Origin of the sequence: Syntrophomonas wolfei subsp. methylbutyratica, assembly GCF_001570625.1 — a bacterium.
Taxonomy (GTDB): domain Bacteria; phylum Bacillota; class Syntrophomonadia; order Syntrophomonadales; family Syntrophomonadaceae; genus Syntrophomonas; species Syntrophomonas methylbutyratica.
On the sequence record NZ_BBQT01000006.1, the window covers coordinates 25,873 to 46,322 of the forward strand.

The following is a 20,450-nucleotide window of genomic DNA, read 5'->3' on the forward strand; positions in this document are numbered from 1 at the left end:
TGGAATCCTAAAAAATCGCTCTCACTCCTCCCGGCTTTTTTCTACATTCATATTCCTTGGCATCTACTACTATTCGATTTTTGCTTGAAAAAAATAATGGTTTCCCTGTAAAACCCCTTTTTATGAATAAGGGTTGCATAAATATACAAAGCGAGCGTTGGCGAAGCATGGATGCAACATCCGGCGAAGGCGAGCAGGCAAAAGGGGGCGAGCGACAGAATGTCGCGAGAGCGCTTTCTCCCATGGACGGGAGATTAGCGCGGTACCCCTTGGGCCGCGAGACAAGCCGCAGGTGTTGCCCATGCGAAGCCTGCAAGCGGTATATTTATACAAGCCAGTGAAACCAATACCGCATTAAATGCAAATAAACCGAGGTTACTCGGTTTACTTGGAATAGTCTATGCAGTTGCCAATATGCTTTGTTATTTTCTTACAGCGCTCTTTAATACGGCTTTGCGGGAAAGGTTTACCCGCCCCTGTCTATCAATTTCGGTAACCTTGACCAGTATCTGATCCCCGATGTCCACCACATCTCTAACCTTGTTTACTCTTTCCTCGGCCAGCTGGGAAATGTGTACCAGACCTTCTTTTCCTGATGTTCCCAACACCCCGGGAATGATTTCCACAAAAGCCCCAAAATCCATTATGCGCTTAACGGTTCCCATATAGGTCTTGCCCACCTCAACATCAGCCACAATGGATTCCACAAAGAATCGGGCCTTTTTCGCGGCTTCTTCATCCGTAGCCATTATAAACAGGCTGCCGTCATCTTCAATATCAATTTTGCAACCGGTCTCATCTACTATTTTGTGAATGGTTTTGCCACCTGGTCCAATAACTTCCCGGATTTTGTCCGGGTCAATCTGCATCCGTATCATCTGCGGAGCATAAGGAGATAGTTCCTCATTGGGCTTTTCGATGGCTTCCAGCATCTTCTTTAAAATGAACATCCTGCCTTCACGGGCCTGTTTAAGTGCAGCTTCGACTATTTCGCGGTTAACCCCGGTAATTTTTATATCCATCTGCAGGGCGGTAACTCCTTTTTCGGTTCCAGCCAGTTTGAAATCCATATCTCCCAGAGCATCCTCTATTCCCTGAATATCACTCATAATGGCAAAACGCTCGCCTTCTTTGACCAGTCCCATAGCAATTCCAGATACCGGAGCTTTTATAGGAACACCGGCGTGCATCAGAGATAGCGTACTGCCACATACACTCCCCATGGAGCTGGAACCATTTGATTCCAAAACTTCGGAAACTATCCTGATAGTATATGGAAATTCTTCTTCTGATGGTATTACTGCCAGCAAAGCCCGTTCAGCCAGGGCTCCGTGACCGATTTCCCTTCTTCCCGGACCACGCATAGGTTTGGTTTCACCAGTACTATAGGGAGGGAAATTATAGTGATGAATATACCTTTTCCTCTCTTCGATTCCCAAGCCATCCAGTCGTTGTTCTTCACTGATCGCTCCCAGGGTGGTAACCGACAAAACCTGGGTCTGACCGCGGGTAAAAAGACCTGAGCCATGAGGCCGGGGCAGGAAACCAACCTCGCAGCTTACTTGCCGGATTTCATCAAGTTTTCTCCCATCTACCCGTTCGCCTTCTTCCAGAGCCATCCTTCTGACTACGGCTTTCATGGTCTTGTCCAATACATCGGCAATCATCTTTTCTTCGTCCGGATAGTTCTCGGCAAAGTGCTGCAAAACAGATTTCTGGGATGAATCCATCTGGGCTTCCCTCGTTTTCTTATCTGGATTCTTGACCGCTTCTTCAAATAGTGGAGCAGCATATTCAACAACGGCCTTTTTTATTCCCTCATCCAAAACCGGAATTTCCACCTGCATTTTGGGCAGGCCAACTTCTCTTATGATATTTTCCTGAAAATCAACTATTCTCTTGATCTCTTCATGAGCAAAGAAAATAGCATCACGCATAGTTTCCTCAGGAACCTCATTGGCACCTCCTTCAACCATCATGATAGCCTCTTTGGTTCCCGCTACCGCCAAGTGTAGATCGCTTTTCTGGTGTTGCTCCACTGTAGGATTAATAATCAGTTGCCCATCCACCAGTCCCACTATTACCGCTGCCACCGGTCCGGCAAAAGGTATATCGGAAATGGAAAGAGCAACAGACGCTCCGGTTATAGCGGTGACATCTGGTGCATTGTCTTTCTCCACCGATAAAATAGTGGCTACTACATGTATTTCATTCCGGAAACCTTTAGGGAAAAGCGGGCGGATAGGCCGGTCAATCAAGCGGGCGGATAGGGTAGCCTGGGCTGTAGCCCGGCCTTCTCTTTTAATGAAGCCTCCTGGTATTTTCCCTACCGCATATTGTTTCTCCTCGTAATCAACCGTTAGCGGGAAAAAGTCAATTCCTTCGCGGGGCTCTTTGGCAGCTGTAGCTGTGACCAATACAACTGTATCTCCATATCTCATAAGAGCAGCTCCATTGGCTTGCTGGGCAACTTGTCCTATTTCTACAATTAATGGTCGCCCTGCTACCTCCATTTGATACTTCTTAACTATCACGTTTTCCTCCTTTCAAAATGAGATTGATTTTATACTTCTTACTTCCTACAAGAACATTGTTACCTTTTTCTATTCGCTTTAAGCATCGGAAGAAACTGCGAAGCAGTTTCAACATGCCGCCTCGTTTAAGCCTGTTTTAAAGGTATAGCGATTGGGGGAAAACGAGCAGGCCCGTAAATGGACATGCTCGTTTCCCGTAAGAGCTCTAGCCATAAAGATAAAGAGCGGATTACCGCTCTTTACCTGCGCAGACCCAACCGGGTAACAATACTCCGGTAGCGTTCAAAGTCTTTCTTCTTGAGATAGTCCAGGAGTGAACGACGTTGTCCTACCATTTTCAGCAGGCCTCTGCGAGAATGATGGTCTTTGGAATTTATTTTCAGATGTTCATTAAGGTAGTTTATTCTTTCCGTTAATATGGCAATTTGGACTTCCGGTGAACCGGTATCGTTTTCGTGAATTTGGTAGGTCTTAATTATTTCCCCTTTTCTTTCTAGAGATAATGCCAAGTTTTCACCTCCTCTACCAAATAATCGCCACCGGCCAAGGAAAACGCTGGTGAATCGTCATCCCTAGCCCGAGGTTCTAAAGCCTTAACCAATCCAATCCTAATTTTATACAATCATGGCTTGATAAGCAAGAGCCTTTCCTGTTTGGCTTGTATAAATATACCGCTCGCAGTCTTCGCATGGGCAACACCTGCGGCTTCTCATATTATATCTATCTTTCCTCTGCTTTCCAGAGACTCATATATTTCTCCAGCCTGTTCACGGTCAAGCCTAATCTGATTAATTAGTTCGTCAACGCTGCTGAATCTTTTTTCGTCCCTGATTTTTTGGAGGAAAAACAGCCTTAAATCCTGACCATATACCTGTCGATTAAAACCGATTAAATGAGCCTCAACCGAAACTGGATATTCCTGATGAAAGGTGGGCTTGCTGCCTATGTTGACGGCGGCCCCGAAATTTTCGCCTTCCAGCACTGCCAGAGCCGCATATACCCCTTTTCCCGGTATATTTAATTCAGCCCCAATCCCCAGGTTGGCTGTAGGGAAACCAATAGTTGCTCCTCGTTTTTCCCCTTCAATTACTTTTCCTTCTATCATGGGATAGTAACCCAGCATTTCCCGGGCCAATTTCATATCGCCGGCATCCAGGGCCTGGCGGATGATAGTGCTGGATACTACCTGCCCCTTGATTTCCACCGGGGGAATGATACTAACTTGGAAACCATATTTTTCCCCCAGCTCTTTTAATAATTGGGGCGTACCACTTCCTTTATGACCAAAGGAATAGTTGAATCCCACAAACGCTGCCCTTATTTTTAATCTCTCAACCAGGATGCTTTTTACGAACTCTTCCGGAGAGCACTGGGATATGGCCAGATCAAAGGTATTGTAAATCAGTTTATCCAAACCCATTTTCTTTAATAATTCTGCTTTTCGTTCCGCAGTTACCAAAAGTTTGGGAGCCCGGCTGGGGTTAAGCACCATAGCCGGGTGGGGTTCAAAAATAAAAGCCGCCGCGATTCCATTGCTGGCTCGGGCTTTCTCTACCAAATCACCTATCAAACGCTGGTGCCCCTGATGTACTCCGTCAAAATTACCCAGGGCCAAAAATAAAGGGCACTCGTTATTGGTAAAATTCTCTATTTCTCTTACTACCTCCATACAGCAACTCCTTCTATTCCTTCGTCAGGGTTATCTTAATGCTACTCTCCCTTATTCACCAATCTTAAATACCCGGCAGGGCTGGAGTACAGTATCTTCATTATAGTTATTTGCTTCAGCAATAGCCAGCAGTTGTCCTTCCGGCGTATATAACCTTACCCGGGGACTAGCCAGCTTTCCTGTCCGGCTTATCTTTCTTCCGTTTATTATAGCTGGTAATTCCGTATTTTTTAGGCTTATAAGCGGTAAGTTATTTAGAGGGTAGTCCAGGGGGAGCAAGGATCGGCTCAGGTTCTCCCGCTTCTCTAAAAGATAATCCAGGCTTACCGCCTCTTCTATCTTGAAGCAGCCAGAGCGGCTTCGGCATAAGCTGGATAAAAAAGCTCCACAAGCTAATTCCTGACCAATATCATGACATAGTGTGCGAATATAGGTCCCCCGGGAACAGCTTACCCGCAAGCTCAATTGGGGTAATTCCCGCTCCCAATCGGCATTCAGCAGTTCTAACGCGAAGATTTCAATTTCTCTCGCTTTTCTCTCCACTTCCAGACCCTGGCGGGCCAATTCATAAAGTCTTTTGCCTTCATGGTGGACAGCTGAATACATGGGAGGAACTTGCCTGCTCTTACCCCGAAACAATGCCAGCACTCTTTCTATTTGGGCGGGCTCTACTTTTCGCATACTGTATGTAATTGCTCCCCAGGCATCCTGGGTATCGGATGATGCTCCCAAGGTCATGGTCACTATGTATTCCTTGGTCTCATCTTCGACAAAAGGAATTATTTTTGTGCCCTGACCGACAGCCACGGGCAAAACTCCTTCAGCCATAGGATCCAGGGTGCCCAGATGCCCCAACTTATATTTTCGAGGTAAAGCTTTTTTAAGCTTTCTTATAACATCAAAAGAGGTTATAGCCTGGGGTTTATTGATGTTAAGAAACCCATGCAAAAATCAAATCACATCCTCAACCGCTTGAATAATTGCTGACTTTACTTCCTCCAACTCACCTTCACACTGGGCGCCTGATGCCTGCCTATGCCCGCCACCACCAAATTGTGCCGCCAGTGCAGCAACATCAACCTGCCCCCGCGAACGTAAACCGACTTTAACCTTTCCTGCCGGCATTTCGCGAAATAAAATCCCTACCTCTACACCTTCAATCATACGAGTATGGTTTATAAGCCCTTCCGGATACAAGTCTTCGGCCTCTATAGCCACTAATTCGTTATAGGGCAAGCTCATCCAGGCTATTTTACCATCAGATGAGAAATCCAAGTGTTGCAATGCATGCTGCAGTATTAACACTTCTTTTCTGGACTTGGATTCAAAAAGGTTTATCCGAGCGAGATTAACATTGGCGCCGAAATTTAGTAGTTGGGCAGCTATGCTCAAGGTTTTAGCCGTGGTATTGGCATTCAAAAAACAACCTGTATCCATAATGATACCGGCCAAAAGAGCATCCGCCATAGCAGCGCTAATATTTATGGGCATAAGCAGGAGTAATTCGCTAATGATTTCAGCAGCGGCTGCAGCATTGGTATCGACATAGTTAAAATCAGCAAAAAGATCGTTGCTTAGGTGATGATCGATATTAAAACTGCAGTTCCTTTCCTGTATGAGGGAGAATACTTCCTGGCCTACCCGCTGTTCATCCGAACAATCCAGGAAAATGAGGTTTTGGGGTATAGACCCTATTTCTCCAGGTAATTTTACCTGTTCCGCCGCGCTCAGGTAGTGGTAGACAGGAGGAACCGGGTCGGACAATAGCATCCTGACCCTTTTGTCCATGGCCAAGAGGCCCAGGTACAGGCCTAGCATAGAGCCAATACAATCCCCATCCGGGGCTTTATGTCCCAGCAGCAAAAAATCATCTTTATCCATTATTTTCCTGGCGATTTCCTTGAGTTTATTCATTACTGCCTTTTGCCTCTTCCTCTTCTCTAATCTCTTCCAGAAGGGAAGAAATCCTTATTCCATGTTCTATAGAGCGATCCAGACGAAATTCCAGCTCCGGCGCATGACGCACCTTTAGCTGCTGGGCCAGAGCGCTTCTAATATAGCCTTTGGCTTTTTGCAGGGCTTTCATCGCCTCTTCCCTCTGTACTTCATCACCCAGTATACTTATATTTACCCGGGCATGACTGTAATCATTGCTAAGATCTATGCGAGTTATGGAGAGATTCTTAAATTCAATACGAGGATCCTTTATCTCCTCCTGTATTATCTGGGATAAAACGCGCATGATTTCTACAGACATTCTTTCCTGCCGGCGTTTACTCATATCTATCCCTCACTTTTATTGCTAACCTGGGTGTCAAGGGACGGTCCCCTTGACACCTCTACAACTCTCTGGGTATTTCCTCCAGGGTATAAGCTTCGATGATATCTCCTTCCTTGACATCATTGAAATCTCTAATTCCAATGCCGCATTCATAGTTTTCCACTACTTCTTTGGCATCATCCTTAAATCGTTTTAAAGAAGATAATTGGCCTTCGTATACAATTACCCCATCCCGCAAGACCCGTACACTGGCATTTCTCTGGATTTTACCATCAATAACATAAGACCCGGCGATTACCCCCACATTGGGTACCTTGAAAAGCGCCCGTACTGCAGCCCGGCCCAGAAATTTCTCTTTGTATTCCGGATCCAGCAGCCCGCTCATGGCTTTCTTGACATCATCAATGGCCTCGTATATAACCCGGTACATGCGAACATCTATTTTTTCATCTTCTGCATATTTTCTGGCTTTGCTATCCGGCCTTATATTAAATCCAATAATTATAGCATTGGAAGCTGAAGCCAGCATAACATCGGTTTCCGTAATAGCACCTACCGCTGAATGGATTACATTTACTTTTACTTCGCTGGTGGCCAGTCGTAACAGCGATTGCCGGAGAGCTTCAACTGAACCCTGAACATCGCCCTTTATAATCAAAGTGAGTTCCTTGATTTCGGCATCCTTCATCTGCTGGAAAAACTCATCCAGAGATACCCGGCTGCTTTGTTTTTGTTCTTCAATCTTCTTTTCGCTTAATCTCAGACTGATGATTTCCTTGGCCACCTTTTCATCACAAACCTGAACTTTGCCACCGGCCTCTGGCACACCGGACCATCCCATTATTTCAACCGGCATGGAGGGCAATGCTTTCTCCACCCTTTTACCTCGATCATCAATCATAGCCCGCACCCGACACCAATTGGTGCCGCAGATTACATAATCCCCTATCTTCAAGGTTCCGTTCAATACCAATACTGTGGCCACTGCTCCCCGCCCTTTGTCCAGTTCCCCTTCGACTACCAGACCGTAAGCAGCTCTATCCGGGTTGGCCCTTATTTCGTTCATTTCCGCCACCAACAGAATCATTTCCAGCAGGTTTTCTATTCCTTCCCCACTTTTGGCCGAAACAGGAACAAATATAGTATCTCCGCCCCATTCTTCCGGGACAATATTATATTCGGTCAATTGCTGCTTTATTCTTTCCGGGTCCGCTTGCGGCTTATCAACTTTATTAATAGCTACCAGGAAAGGAACCTTGGCAGCCCTGATATGGTTTATGGCCTCAACGGTCTGGGGCATTACCCCATCATCTGCGGCTACCACCAGGATTACAATATCAGTAAGATTGGCTCCGCGAGCCCTCATAGCAGTAAAGGCCTCATGTCCGGGAGTATCAATAAAAGTTATTTTATTATTTTTTATAGTTACCTGGTAAGCACCAATATGCTGGGTAATCCCCCCTGCTTCTCCCGAAACCACATTAGCCTGTCTGATACGATCGAGCAGGGAAGTTTTACCGTGGTCTACATGTCCCATTACGGTAACGACTGGAGGGCGCGCTTTGAGTTCATCATCATCATCAATATCAACAAGTTCCTCCAGTATCTTTTCTTCTTCGGAGAGTTCCCGTTCAACTTTAACATCATAAAGGCTGGATACTATTTCCGCATTTTCATAATCAATGTTTTGGTTAATAGTAGCCATTATTCCCAATTCCATTAGTTTCTTCATTATTTCAGCCGGGTTCTTATTAAGCTTCTCCGCCAGGTCTCTAACCATAATAGAGCCTTCAATCTTTATGCTTTCAGGGGTTTTAAACTCTACATTTTCCTTCTTGCGTTTGTGTTTTGATTTCCGCCCCGGGCGACTGTAGTCTTTACTCTGGTACTGTCCAAGTGCAGGAGTATTTTTCCGGAAAGCTTTCTTATCACCTGCAGTTCGGTCACCACCAGGCAATGTCTTGGAACCTGTTTCCCTGGTTTTCTTCTCCATTGTTCGTTCTGGAGATGATACCGGCCTGGGGGTATTACTGGGCACTGCTCTCTGGGGGGGGCGCTTGGCATCACCTGGCCTGGAGCCTTTATTATCAGGCCTACCGGCGGCTGGCCTGGTTCCCCTGTTATCTGGTTTGCTGGCCGACCCCGCCCCTCTGTTATCTGTTCTTCCGGCTGCTCCAGGGGCTCTATGGTCCGTTCTGCCCGTTGCTCCGGAAGATCGATGTTCCGGTCTTGCTGTAGGCCGGGGTGCACTGTTTCTCGGGCTTTTCATTTGAGTAGCTGGCTTAGCACCAGCGGAATGGCTTTCTTCCCCTTTTCTGGGCTGTTCCCTTTTTCCAGAAAAATCATGCCTTCCCATACTTTCACCTGGTTTAGAGCCCTCTTGAGGACGTGTTCCTGATTCAAGCCTGGGTGACCCAGGCAGCTGATTGTCCGGCTTTTTCTGGGTGGTCTGCGGTGCTGGTTCCCCGGAATTTTTCTTGACAGCTTCATCCCTGATCACTGGTTGGGCTGGCTGTTTTTTGCTATCCTCGCCTCTTTTGCTCAAACGCTTTTTAACCCAGCTAGCCTGTGAATCCTCTATTGTACTCATGTGGTTTTTCACATCTAAGCCCAGTTCGACCAGAACCTCAACCATCTCTTTGCTGGCAATTCCCAATTCCTTGGCCAATTCATGTACTCTTATTTTTGCCATTCAACCACCCCCGTGTTTACTTTAACTCCGACACCCTCAAGCGATTTTATCAGGGATTCAGCCATTCCCGGGTCATTTATCGTCACAGCAACCCGGTACGCCTTTCCGATACAAGCCCCGATTTCATACTTGTTACCCATTACGACCCAGGGAATCTTCTGTTTTTGACAGCTGCTGATCAAACCCTGCTTGGCGTTTTCCGCTATGTCATTGCTAACGATTAATAAAAATGCTCTTCGCCTTAATATACTGGATTTTGCCGCCAAAGCTCCGGAAGATATTTTCCCGGCTTTCTGGGCAAAACCTAAAATTGCATAGCTCTTTCTCAAACTATCACTCACCTTATTGCCTGGTTTTATCCTGGTTGATTTGCTCTCTGAGCTTTTCTAAAACCCCATCAGGTATATTCTGTTCCAGGGCTTTTTGCAGCCTCTTTCCCTTGATGGCCTGCTTGAGGCACTCCGGTTCAGGACAAATATAAGCTCCCCGCCCCGGCTTTTTACCCGTAGTATCCAAATCTATATCCCCCTGAGGGCTGCGAACTATCCTGACCAATTCCCGCTTGTTTTTCATTTCCCGGCAGCCTACACACATTCTCTGGGGCTGCTTACGAATCCTGCTCATCTATTTCCGTCTCCCCGGGATTTTCTTCAATCCAATCCTGTTCCAACACCTCATCATCAATCTCCACATCTATATCCTTATAGTAATCACTCATCTGGCTTTCGCTTCTTATGTCCACTTTCCATCCGGTAAGTTTTGCGGCCAGGCGGGCATTTTGCCCCTCTTTCCCTATAGCCAGTGAAAGCTGGTAATCAGGCACAATAACCCGAGCTACTTTATCGGTCTCATTGATATTAACCGCAACCACCCGGGAAGGGCTTAAAGCATTGGAAATATACCTTTCCGGGTCTTTATCGTACTTAATAATATCTATTTTTTCTCCACCCAATTCGGAAACAATGTTCTGTACCCTCAAACCTCTGGGCCCTACGCAAGCCCCCACCGAGTCAATTTTATCATCCAGGGAATAGACCGCAATCTTGGATCTGGCTCCCGCTTCGCGAGCTATAGACTTGATTTCTACTACTCCATCATAGATCTCCGGTACTTCCATTTCAAACAAACGTCGCAAAAAATACGGATGGGATCTGGACACAAATATATTGGGCCCTTTGGAAGTATTCTTAACTTCATAAATATACGCCTTAATCCTCTGTCCAACTTCGTATCTTTCCCCGAAGATTTGATCCGAAGCCAGCATTATTCCTTCCGTTCGGCCCAGGCTGATATAAACGGTTTTGGATTCAATCCTCTGAATAGTACCGGTTATTATTTCGCCCTCTCTTTCTAAAAACTCTTCATATATCAGGCTTCTCTCCGCTTCTCTTAATTTCTGTATCACTACCTGTTTGGCCGTCTGAGCCGCAATGCGCCCGAAATCTGATGGTGTAGCTTCAACATAGACCAGATCTTCAGCTTTACAATCAGGATAAAGTTCCCTGGCTTCTTCCAAAGACATCTCCAAACGGGGATCTTTAACTTCATCACTTATCTTCTTCTGAGAAAAAACCTTGACTTCGCCATTAATCTCATTAAATTCCACACTTACATTCTGAGCAATCCCAAAATTCTTCTTATAAGCAGTGCTCAAGGCTGACTTTATAGCTTCAACCAGAGCCCTTTTAGGAATGCCGCGTTCTTTCTCTATGTCATTCAATGCCTGTACTAAATCATTAGACATTGTTTTTCCTCCTCTTAAATTTCTGGATGCAAGCGGATTATAGTGATCATGTCACGCGGTACTTTATACAGTTCTCCATCAACCTCTACCGCTATGTTTTCACTATCAAATCCTAACAATATGCCGATTATCCGCTGCGGACCCGGAAATGATTTCCTGGTTTTAATTCTAACCCGGTATCCGGAAAAGCGTTCCCAATCCCGTTCCTTTTTCAAGACTCGTTCCAAACCCGGAGATGAGACCTCCAGATAATCGTAAGGAATTTCCTGTTCATCAAGGCTCTCTTTTATGGCCCGGTTGGCCTGGCTACACATCTCCAAATCAACCCCGCTGTCTTTATCGATAAAAACTCGCAAGAATTGCTCTTTGTTCTCCTTGCGATATTCTATATCAACCAGCTCCAGTTCCAGTTCATTTAGTCTCTCTTCGACCATTTTTTCTACCCTGGTCAGGAATGCAGCTCTATCTATTAGTCCCACCCCCCGGTTTTTTTATGATAAGATTGATTTAACAATAGAAAAAGTGGGCAGGTACCCACTTTGTGGTTAATGGTATTAGTATGCTTGCGATTAGTATAGCATATTCACATAAATCAATTCAAGCTATTTGGCTTTGTCAAGCGTTTTTTATTACCGTCTTCCGTCTTCCGCCCTCCGTCTTCCGCCCTCCGTCTTCCGTCTTCCGCCCTCCGTCTTCCGCCCTCCGTCTTCCGTCTTTCGCCCTCCGTCTTCCGTCTTCCGCCCTCCGTCTTCCGCCTTCCGCCCTCCGTCTTCCGTCTTCCGCCTTCCGTTTTGCTAGCCAAAGAGACTGACCTGGCTGGTTTCCGGAAGATGATTAAAACAATCAAATTTCCGCAAGACCTCCATGGCCGTCTTGTTAAGCCGCGATCTCTGTTGAAAATCTTCCACGGAAATAAAACTGCCGCCTTCCCTTGATTCAATTATGCCGTGAGCTGCAGCTGCACCCACATTAGGCAGAGCGGAAAAAGGCAATAATAAGGCATTATCTACCACCAGGAATTTACTGGCATCAGATTCATAAATATCCACCGGTTGAAAAGTAAATCCCCGGGCGTACATTTCCATAGCCACTTCCAAGACGGGAAGCAGCTTTTTATCCTTTTGTGAAGCGGACAAACCGGCTTTTTCAATCTCCTGTATCCTTTTTTTCAAGGCCTCATAACCTTCCAATATAATCTGGGAGTCAAAATCCTCCGCCCTGATGCTGAAAAAACTGGCATAGAATGGCAGAGGATAGTAAACCTTGAAATAAGCTATACGAAAAGCCATAGTGACATAAGCCACCGCATGGGCTTTGGGGAACATATATTCAATCTTCTGGCAGGAATCTATATACCAGGAAGGCACATTCTGCCCTGCCATCAGCTCACATTCGCCACTATTCAGCCCATTGCCCTTGCGCACATTCTCCATGATCTTGAAGGCCTGTTTCTTGTCCAAGCCCTTTTGAATCAAATAACTCATTATATCATCCCGGGTACAAATAACTTCGCTCAAGCCGGCCGTTCCGTTTTTTATCAGGTTCTGGGCATTATTGAGCCATACATTGGTGCCATGCGAAAGCCCGCTGATCCTGACCAGTTCCGAAAAGGTGGTCGGCCGGGTAGCCTCAAGCATCTGCCGTACGAAGCGAGTGCCAAACTCGGGAATCCCGTAAGTTCCCACCGTAGAAAGAATATCTGCGGCTTCCAACCCTAAAGGCTCGACTCCGGAAAAAAGCTTCATAGTTTCCTTTTCATTTAGTTTTATGCTGGAGGCTTTCCTGCCGGTAAGATCCTCCAGTTCCTTTAGTACGGTGGGGTCGTCATGGCCTAGTATATCCAGCTTGACCAGTTGTTCGCCAATGGCATGATATTCAAAGTGAGTGGTTATTACCCCGGAATCTTTGTTATCGGCCGGATGCTGCAAGGGGGTGAACTCCAGGATGTCCCGATCCTGAGGAACAACTATTAACCCACCGGGGTGTTGCCCTGTGGTCCTTCTTACCCCGGTTATTCCTTTAACCAGGCGATTAACTTCAGCATTACTAATGTCTATTTCCTTGTTTTCCATATATTTCTTAACAAAACCATAGGCGGTCTTTTCAGCAATGGTCGAAATGGTACCGGCCCTATAAACATTTTCTTGACCAAACAATTCCTCCACATACTGGTGGGCGCGGCTCTGGTAATCCCCGGAAAAATTGAGGTCTATATCCGGCACCTTATCACCTTCAAAACCCAGAAAGGTCTCAAAGGGAATATCAAAACCGTCTTGATGCATTTTGCCTCCACATTCAGGACAAGAGCGCTCGGGAAGGTCAGCTCCGCAATTGGCGGAACCATCAACTACAAAATCACTGAAGCGGCAGAGCGGGCACAAATAATGGGGGGCCAACGGATTGACTTCGGTAATACCGGTCAAAAAAGCTACCAGAGAAGAGCCGACCGAACCCCGGGAACCAACAATATACCCGTCCTGATTGGACTTCTCCACCAATTTATGGGCAATAAGATAAAGAACACTAAAACCATGGTGGGTAATTGAATTTAATTCCTTCATTATACGGCTCTCCACAATGGTTGGCAGTTCATCTCCATATAAAGAGTAAGCCTTATCCCAGCTTATCCGGGTAACCTCCTCGGCGGCACTCTCAATCTTGGGGGGATAAAAACCCTCCGGCACCGGCCGTATATCCTCTATCATTTCCGCTATTAAGGCAGGATTATGGATTACTACCGCCCGGGCCTCTTCTTCACTTAAATAATCCATTTCCGCCAGCATTTCATCGGTACTGCGAAAATAAAGAGGGGCCTGGCTTTCAGCATCTTCATAGCCCTGTCCCGCTTGAATAATCCGCCGGAAGATTTCGTGATGAGGGTCGAGAAAATGAACATCACCGGTAGCTGCAACCGGTTTCTGGAATTTCTGACCCAGGCGGATAATCCTGCGGTTTATCTCCTGTAATTCTTCCCGGGACTTAACACTGCCTTCCTTCACCAGAAAATCATTATTATCCAGGGGTTGTATTTCCAGGTAGTCATAAAAACCGGCTATTTCTTCAATCTCTTTCTCCTTTGCCCCCCTTACCATAGCTCGAAAAAGCTCCCCTGCTTCACAGGCACTGCCCAGAAGAAGTCCTTCCCGCTTCTTGATTAATTCCTGGCGGGGTATTTTAGGATATCGGTAAAAATAATCCATATAAGATATGCTGACCAGGTGATAGAGATTCTTTAAGCCATTTTGATTTAAGGCGAGCAATACAATATGATAAGGTCGTTCCTTTTTGTCCTCTTCGACCAAATAAGCTTCTACACCATATATAACCTTTATTTTATATTTTTTCGCTGCCTGGTAGGCTTCGGGAAAGGCCTGTATAGAGCCGTGATCAGTGAGAGCAATGGCTGGATGCTGCCATTCCGCAGCCCTTTTAATTAGCTTGCTTACCTCGGTCAGACCATCCATAGCACTCATCTTGCTATGAGCATGAAGTTCGATTCTTTTTTCCGTGGCCGTATCTTTTCTTTCCGGTTTTTCCAAATGGACAAAGGCATCTATAAACAACACCGCTTCTTTTACATAATTATCATAGCGTATACTTCCGCATAGCTTTATCCAATCACCGAGCTTAATCTTGTCATCCTCCACTTTGTCCAGGAATAGTTTGGCAACGATACTATTACTGTAATCACTTATATAATAAGCAGCGACAATACTGTTGTCTTTTAGACTGTTAATCTCCTTATGCCATACCTCACCTTCAATTACCGCATTCTTCATACCCTCTTGCAACTCGGAGATTTTAATAATCCCACTGTTCTCCAGTAATTTTATCCCTCCGCTATTTCTTGACGAGTAGCGCTTTTTTCTCCCCTTAAACTCAGTATCTCCCGCCAGGACTTCTATCTTTTGCCCGGCCAGCAGATAGTAGTTGTCAGGAACATTATCTTCGTTATTCTCAGTACATATGGCCCTCACCACAACGCGCAGGGCATATTCCTGTCCTATCCAGCGGGAAAGCCGGTTGCAGCTTTCCTTCTCAAGCAGCTTATTAAAAACATTCCTATCCTGAACCAACATATCTATGCGATTCTCGTTAAAACGCCATCCCAGTGAGGCAAAATCTGCCTGGTCGGACAGGAAAACCTCTGATAAGACTTCATTCTGTCGTAATCGCAGTATATTTTCCATTTGCCGGCCAAAATCTGCTAGCCGGGGTATTATCTCCAGTTCGTTTAGAAAAGGCAGGGAATCTTTAAGCTTAACGATGCTTTGCTGAAGAATATGAGCAGGCAACGGTTCCATTATCGCAACATATATTTTCCACTTCTTATTACTGCGAAAAACCTCCAGTTTCTCAACATAAGAATCTTTCCAATACTTGCTCAATGAATCATTAAAATTAGAAATAAAACTATAAAAATCGCCGTTTATCATTCTATTCTCCCACTCTTACCTAGCCCAGGCGGTCAATACTGCGTAATCCCTTGATGATGGACAACTCCTGTATTACTTCCTCGATAGACAAGTTGGGTGGCAGTTGCAGCAGTAATTCAATTTCCAGGCTGTCTCCTTCGTCTATTCGGGTCAATTGAATATTCTTTATTAAAACACAGAGATCACCCAGTATTGAGCCTATGCTTCCCACCTGTCCGGGCCGATCATCCACTACCATAACCAATCCCTTGTAATCACGCATTCCCATAATTTTTTCTTCAAATTTAACAAAATAAATCAATACAAAAAGAATCAGAACTGTAGCAGCCACAGCAGGAATATACAAACCTGAACCTACGGCCAGTCCTATACAAGCTACCGCCCACAATCCGGCGGCAGTAGTCAGGCCACGGACTGTGGCACCTTCTCTGATGATGGTACCTGCTCCCAGAAAACCGATTCCGCTCACCACCTGGGCGGCAATCCGACCAGGATCAGCGTTTACCGTATGATAATACTGCAGGTAGATATCAATAGATACAATCATGGCCAAAGCCGAACCTACACATACCAGGGTGTAGGTCCTGAGCCCGGCAGGCCGGTTCAGGCTCTCTCTCTCCAGGCCTATCAAAGCCCCGAGAATACTGGCCAGAGCAAGCTTGAACACTATTTCATAAATTCCCATACTTTCACTCCAAAATTTCAGCTATCAACAGTGTAAAGGGACAATGTTTTTGGTATTACTTTAATCTTGACTATTCTGCAAAATTCCTTTTGATATAAGGATTGCATAAATATACAAGCGAGCGTTGGCGAAGCATGGATGCTTCACCCGGCGAAGGCGAGCAGGCGAAAGGGGGCGAGCGGCAGGACGTCGCGAGCGCGCGGCACCCTTCGGGTACTCCTAGTGCTCCCTTCGGTCGCTATTAAGGTTGCCGGCCATGGATGGGAGGTCCGCGCGGTACCCCTTGAGCCGCGAGACAAGCCGCAGGTGTTGCCCATGCGTAGACTGCGAGCAGTATATTTATATTTCCTTCTTGCGATTACATCAAGGCTTCCTCACTACTTAGACATTTCCTTCAGCATAAGCTTCACCCTGCTGCTAACCGCGTCCAGCGGAACCAGTTCCACATCCTTAGCGGTTCTTTTCTTGATTTCCACCTGCTTTTCCTGCAGTGAGCGAGGGCCAATAGTAATCCTCAGCGGGATCCCAATGAGATCGGCATCCTTGAACTTTACACCCGCTCTTTCATCCCGGTCATCAATAATAGTCTCCAATCCCTCTTGTTTAAACTCTTCATAAAGTGACCAGGCCGCCTGCATCTGTTCCTCATTTTTACTGTTGACCGGAACAATAATAACTTCAAAGGGGGCAATGGGGAGCGGCCAGACAATACCATTTTCATCGGCACCCTGTTCGGCTGCCGCTGCCATGGTGCGGGAGATGCCGATTCCATAGCAACCCATAACCATAGGCTTCTCCCGTCCCTTCTGATCCAGATAATTGGCTTCCAGAACCTCAGAATACTTGGTGCCCAGCTTAAATATATGTCCTACCTCAATCCCCCGCATGCTGTATAAAGGAGCTGAACAAACCGGACAGCTGTCACCCGTCACAGCATTGCGAATATCGTTGATGCCTGCCGGCGTAAAATCTCTTCCCAGATTTACATTAATGAAATGGTAGTCATCTTCATTGGCCCCACAGGCAAAATTCTTCATCTGACTGACTTCCAGGTCGATATAAGTTTTCAAAGGCAGTCCCACCGGACCCAGCGAGCCGAAACCGGCACCACAAAGCTGTTTTACCGCAGCCTCATCCGCCATAAACAATTGATTGCAGCCCAGCACATTCTTGAATTTGATTTCGTTTAGCTCGCGATCCCCTCGTACTAATGCTGCCACCAGCTCTTCATCCGCATAATAAATCAAGGTCTTTATCTGTTTTTCTTTGGGAATATTCATATAATCAAGCAGGTCCTGTATGGTTCTCTGTCCCGGGGTATGGACCTTTTCCCGCTCCAACTGCTCTTCTTCCGCAGCCTTTGGTTCCTCCAGGGAACAAACCGCCTTTTCCGTATTGGCTCCATAATCGCAGTTTTCGCAGTATACTATCTCCGCTTCGCCGTTTTCCGCCAGAACCATGAATTCATGGCTTTCATTCCCGCCTATAGCCCCGCTGTCAGCCTCCACTACCCGGTACTGCAGTTTCAATCTCTGGAATATGCGATTATAAGCCTCGTACATTTTGTGATAGGAAACATCCAGCCCTTCTTCATCGATATCAAAGGAGTAGAGGTCTTTCATGATAAATTCCCTCCCGCGCATTAAGCCGAAACGGGGCCTAATTTCATCCCGGTATTTGTTCTGTATCTGGTAAAGCAGCAAAGGCAGGTGACGGTAGGAATGAACATCGGCATCCACCAGAGTAGTAATTATTTCTTCGTGAGTCGGTCCCAGGGCAAAATCGCGATTATGCCGGTCTTTTAGCCGAAACATTTCATCGCCATAAACCTCCCAACGGCCTGATTTCTTCCACAGTTCCGCCGGTTGGACTATAGGCAGAATTACTTCTTGCCCCCCGGCCCGGTCCATTTCTTCCCGGACAATATTCATTATCTTTTTGAGAACCCGGCTGGCCAAAGGCAAATAGCTATAAACACCTGCAGTGGCCTTTCTTATAAAGCCGGCTCTCAACAGCAACTGGTGACTCAAGACTTCAGCCTCGCTGGGCACCTCCCGCAAAGTGGGAAAGAATAATTCTGAAGCTTTCAAGAGTTCCAACCCCCTTACTTTTTACTGCTATCCTCGATTTCCCGCAAAAGCACTGCCACCAGCTCGCTTTCCGGTACTTTTTTAATTATCTCACCGTTCTTGAATAATAAACCAAATCCCCGTCCTCCGGCAATACCAAGATCAGCCTCCCTGGCTTCCCCCGGTCCATTGACCACACAACCCATAACCGCCACCTTCAAATTTTGCTGGTAATGCCTGATTTTCCTGTCCACCTCTTCGGCAGTTTCTATCAAGTCAATCTCACAGCGGCCGCAACTGGGGCAGGAAATCAGTTCAATTCCCCGCCGGCGCAAGCCCAAACTGCGTAATATTTCATAGGCTGCCCATACCTCATCCACCGGATCTGCAGTCAAGGAAACCCTTATGGTATCTCCAATCCCTTCGTATAAAAGCATTCCTATTCCCAGAGCCGACTTGATCAAAGCACGATCCTTGGTGCCAGCTTCAGTAATTCCCACATGCAAGGGATAATCAACTTCTGCGGCCAGCAGGCGGTAGGCTTCCACCGTCAGCATAACCGAGGAGGCTTTCAATGACAGCTTTATTTCATGGAAGTCCATATCTTCCAAAAGCTTTACATTTTCCAGGGCGCTTTCCACCATGGCCGGGGCCGAGATTCCGCCGAATTTCTCCAAGATCCTTTTGTCCAAAGAGCCGGCATTAACCCCGATTCTTATGGGCGTTTTTTTCTCCGAGCAAGCCTTCACTACTTCACGCAGCTTCTTCTCTTCCCCTATATTGCCCGGGTTTATCCGCAAGCCATCGGCTCCAGCCTCCAGGCTTTTCAAGGCCAGGCGATGATCAAAATGGATATCGGCAATCAAGGGAATATTTATCTTCTTTTTGATGCGGGCAAGCGCCCGGGCGGCTTCCTCATCAACCACCGCCACCCGTACCAGTTCACAGCCGGCGGCTTCCATCTGCTGAATCTGTTTTACAGTCCTTTCAATATCACGGGTATCGGTGCTAGTCATTGATTGCACAACCACCGGGTGCTCTCCCCCGACCGGGACTGTTCCCACTTTGATTACCCTGCTTTTATGACGCATACCCTTTATCCTCGTATCCATCTTACAATATCATTAAAAGTCACTATTATCATTAAACCAATCAGAAAAAGAAAACCTATCCAGTTAAGAAAACCTTCCTTTTCCGGGTCCAGAGGCTTCTTGCGTATGGCCTCCACCACGGCGAATACAATTTTACTGCCATCCAGGGCTGGAATAGGCAAGAGGTTCATAATTCCCAGGTTAATGCTTAAGAAAGCCGTAAAATTAAGCAGGAATATTATACCCATCTGGGCAAACTCACCCACCAGATGGGTTATTCCCACCGGACCGGCCAAATCTCCCATGGAAGCACCACCGCTTATTAGAATTCCCAAAGCGGAAAAGAGCAAAAGAGTAAGTTCGTAGGTTTGTTTCAGCCCCAGTTCCATGGATTTTATAATCCCCTGTTTCTCATAAACCACCCGGTTAAGAACACCAATGCCCATGTTGCCGGAAGAATCAAGTTTTACCGGCGAAACCTCCAGGCTTAGCCGTTGCTGCTTTCGCTCCAACTGCAGCTCCAAGGGCTGGCCGCTGCTGCGGGAGGTCTGCCGGTTAAAATCAGCCCAGCTGTTGACGGCAATACCGTTCACCGAAACTACCCTGTCACCGGCCTTGATACCTGCCAGCTCCGCCGGTTTCCCCTTGATTACCGTTCCAATTACCGGCTCGTTGGAACTATGGGGGAGGCCGATCACACTATAGCTGAAAACAAAAATCAGCAGGGCCAGAACAAAGTTCATAAAAGGCCCGGCAAAGGAAACCCGAATCTTTTCCAGAGGAGTCCTATGGCTGAAACCATTGGGTTCTTCGGGATCACCAGGCTCTTCCCCGGCCATGCGCACAAAGCCTCCTAAAGGAATCAAACGCAGAGAATAAATTACCCCATTTCTTTTCCAGGAGAATACTTTGGGGCCAAAGCCGATAGCAAACTCGTAAACCGGTATGCCAATCCGGCGGGCCGTTATAAAATGACCCCATTCATGGGCCAGAATCAGCAACGCGATAATCAATAGAGTAATAAGAATAGTGTTCATGCAAGCCTCCTAAAAGCTATTTCGAGATTTATGATTTAACGATTGTTGAACAATTACCAAGGGCTTGAATATTGATTCCACTGCAAAAAGTAATAATTATACATTAGCTTGCATAAATATTCCGCTTGCAGCGTCCTTAATAGCGACCGCAGGGAGCATCAGTTGTGCCCGACAGGGCGCTACGCATGGGCAACACCAACGGCTTGTCTCGC

General features: G+C 46.4%; 16 protein-coding genes. All 16 read right to left on the minus strand.

Going from position 1 to position 20,450, the window contains the following annotated elements; genetic code table 11:
- Positions 1 to 422: 422 nt before the first annotated feature.
- Positions 423 to 2,513 (minus strand): polyribonucleotide nucleotidyltransferase, encoded by a 2,091-nt coding sequence (locus AWB54_RS06360; protein ID WP_061213882.1) that lies wholly within the window; start codon positions 2,511 to 2,513, stop codon positions 423 to 425.
- A gap of 260 nt (positions 2,514 to 2,773) precedes the next feature.
- On the minus strand, positions 2,774 to 3,043 hold the full coding sequence (gene rpsO, locus AWB54_RS06365) for a 30S ribosomal protein S15 (protein ID WP_011640326.1): 270 nt from the start codon (positions 3,041 to 3,043) through the stop codon (positions 2,774 to 2,776).
- A 200-nt stretch (positions 3,044 to 3,243) separates the two neighbouring features.
- Positions 3,244 to 4,203 (minus strand): bifunctional riboflavin kinase/FAD synthetase, encoded by a 960-nt coding sequence (locus AWB54_RS06370; RefSeq protein WP_061213776.1) that lies wholly within the window; start codon positions 4,201 to 4,203, stop codon positions 3,244 to 3,246.
- Positions 4,204 to 4,254: 51 nt separating this feature from the next.
- Positions 4,255 to 5,151 (minus strand): tRNA pseudouridine(55) synthase TruB, encoded by an 897-nt coding sequence (gene truB, locus AWB54_RS06375; protein ID WP_061213777.1) that lies wholly within the window; start codon positions 5,149 to 5,151, stop codon positions 4,255 to 4,257.
- 3 nt (positions 5,152 to 5,154) lie between these two features.
- The gene (locus AWB54_RS06380) at positions 5,155 to 6,117 is read right to left on the minus strand and encodes a DHH family phosphoesterase (protein WP_061213778.1); all 963 of its coding nucleotides are present in this window, start codon (positions 6,115 to 6,117) and stop codon (positions 5,155 to 5,157) included.
- On the minus strand, positions 6,110 to 6,484 hold the full coding sequence (gene rbfA, locus AWB54_RS06385; RefSeq protein ID WP_061213779.1) for a 30S ribosome-binding factor RbfA: 375 nt from the start codon (positions 6,482 to 6,484) through the stop codon (positions 6,110 to 6,112). Before rbfA ends, AWB54_RS06380 begins: the two co-directional genes overlap by 8 nt.
- Positions 6,485 to 6,542: 58 nt before the next feature.
- A complete protein-coding gene (gene infB, locus AWB54_RS06390; protein WP_061213780.1) occupies positions 6,543 to 9,176 on the minus strand; it encodes a translation initiation factor IF-2 in 2,634 nt (877 codons plus the stop codon).
- Complete coding sequence (locus AWB54_RS06395; RefSeq protein ID WP_061213781.1) at positions 9,164 to 9,505, minus strand: L7Ae/L30e/S12e/Gadd45 family ribosomal protein; 342 nt, start codon at positions 9,503 to 9,505, stop codon at positions 9,164 to 9,166. The genes infB and AWB54_RS06395 overlap by 13 nt, the downstream gene beginning before the upstream one ends.
- Positions 9,506 to 9,518: 13 nt before the next feature.
- On the minus strand, positions 9,519 to 9,800 hold the full coding sequence (gene rnpM / locus AWB54_RS06400; protein WP_061213782.1) for an RNase P modulator RnpM: 282 nt from the start codon (positions 9,798 to 9,800) through the stop codon (positions 9,519 to 9,521).
- Positions 9,784 to 10,920 (minus strand): transcription termination factor NusA, encoded by a 1,137-nt coding sequence (gene nusA, locus AWB54_RS06405; protein WP_061213783.1) that lies wholly within the window; start codon positions 10,918 to 10,920, stop codon positions 9,784 to 9,786. Before nusA ends, rnpM begins: the two co-directional genes overlap by 17 nt.
- A gap of 14 nt (positions 10,921 to 10,934) precedes the next feature.
- Positions 10,935 to 11,399, minus strand: coding sequence for a ribosome maturation factor RimP (locus tag AWB54_RS06410; RefSeq protein ID WP_061213784.1), 465 nt, complete (start codon positions 11,397 to 11,399; stop codon positions 10,935 to 10,937).
- Positions 11,400 to 11,714: 315 nt separating this feature from the next.
- Positions 11,715 to 15,356: a PolC-type DNA polymerase III gene (locus AWB54_RS06415; RefSeq protein ID WP_061213785.1), complete on the minus strand. Its 3,642-nt coding sequence runs from the start codon at positions 15,354 to 15,356 to the stop codon at positions 11,715 to 11,717.
- 19 nt (positions 15,357 to 15,375) lie between these two features.
- Positions 15,376 to 16,041 carry an MgtC/SapB family protein gene (locus tag AWB54_RS06420; protein WP_061213786.1) on the minus strand — a complete coding sequence of 222 codons (666 nt, stop codon included), beginning with the start codon at positions 16,039 to 16,041 and terminating at the stop codon, positions 15,376 to 15,378.
- 377 nt (positions 16,042 to 16,418) lie between these two features.
- Complete coding sequence (locus tag AWB54_RS06425; protein ID WP_061213787.1) at positions 16,419 to 18,131, minus strand: proline--tRNA ligase; 1,713 nt, start codon at positions 18,129 to 18,131, stop codon at positions 16,419 to 16,421.
- Between the two features lie 14 nt (positions 18,132 to 18,145).
- Entirely contained in the window at positions 18,146 to 19,201 is a 1,056-nt protein-coding gene (gene ispG, locus AWB54_RS06430) for a flavodoxin-dependent (E)-4-hydroxy-3-methylbut-2-enyl-diphosphate synthase (RefSeq protein WP_061213788.1), read from the minus strand.
- A gap of 5 nt (positions 19,202 to 19,206) precedes the next feature.
- Positions 19,207 to 20,238, minus strand: coding sequence for an RIP metalloprotease RseP (gene rseP, locus AWB54_RS06435; RefSeq protein WP_061213789.1), 1,032 nt, complete (start codon positions 20,236 to 20,238; stop codon positions 19,207 to 19,209).
- Between the last annotated feature and the right edge of the window lie 212 nt (positions 20,239 to 20,450).

Coding starts and splice junctions, on each gene's coding strand:
- AWB54_RS06420 (WP_061213786.1), bottom strand. CDS start 16,041: ATGGGAATTTATGAAATAGTGTTCAAGCTTGCTCTGGCCAGTATTCTC.
- nusA (WP_061213783.1), bottom strand. CDS start 10,920: ATGTCTAATGATTTAGTACAGGCATTGAATGACATAGAGAAAGAACGC.
- rnpM (WP_061213782.1), bottom strand. CDS start 9,800: ATGAGCAGGATTCGTAAGCAGCCCCAGAGAATGTGTGTAGGCTGCCGG.
- AWB54_RS06415 (WP_061213785.1), bottom strand. CDS start 15,356: ATGATAAACGGCGATTTTTATAGTTTTATTTCTAATTTTAATGATTCA.
- ispG (WP_061213788.1), bottom strand. CDS start 19,201: ATGCGTCATAAAAGCAGGGTAATCAAAGTGGGAACAGTCCCGGTCGGG.
- AWB54_RS06370 (WP_061213776.1), bottom strand. CDS start 4,203: ATGGAGGTAGTAAGAGAAATAGAGAATTTTACCAATAACGAGTGCCCT.
- AWB54_RS06360 (WP_061213882.1), bottom strand. CDS start 2,513: ATGGAGGTAGCAGGGCGACCATTAATTGTAGAAATAGGACAAGTTGCC.
- infB (WP_061213780.1), bottom strand. CDS start 9,176: ATGGCAAAAATAAGAGTACATGAATTGGCCAAGGAATTGGGAATTGCC.
- AWB54_RS06380 (WP_061213778.1), bottom strand. CDS start 6,117: ATGAATAAACTCAAGGAAATCGCCAGGAAAATAATGGATAAAGATGAT.
- rbfA (WP_061213779.1), bottom strand. CDS start 6,484: ATGAGTAAACGCCGGCAGGAAAGAATGTCTGTAGAAATCATGCGCGTT.
- rseP (WP_061213789.1), bottom strand. CDS start 20,238: ATGAACACTATTCTTATTACTCTATTGATTATCGCGTTGCTGATTCTG.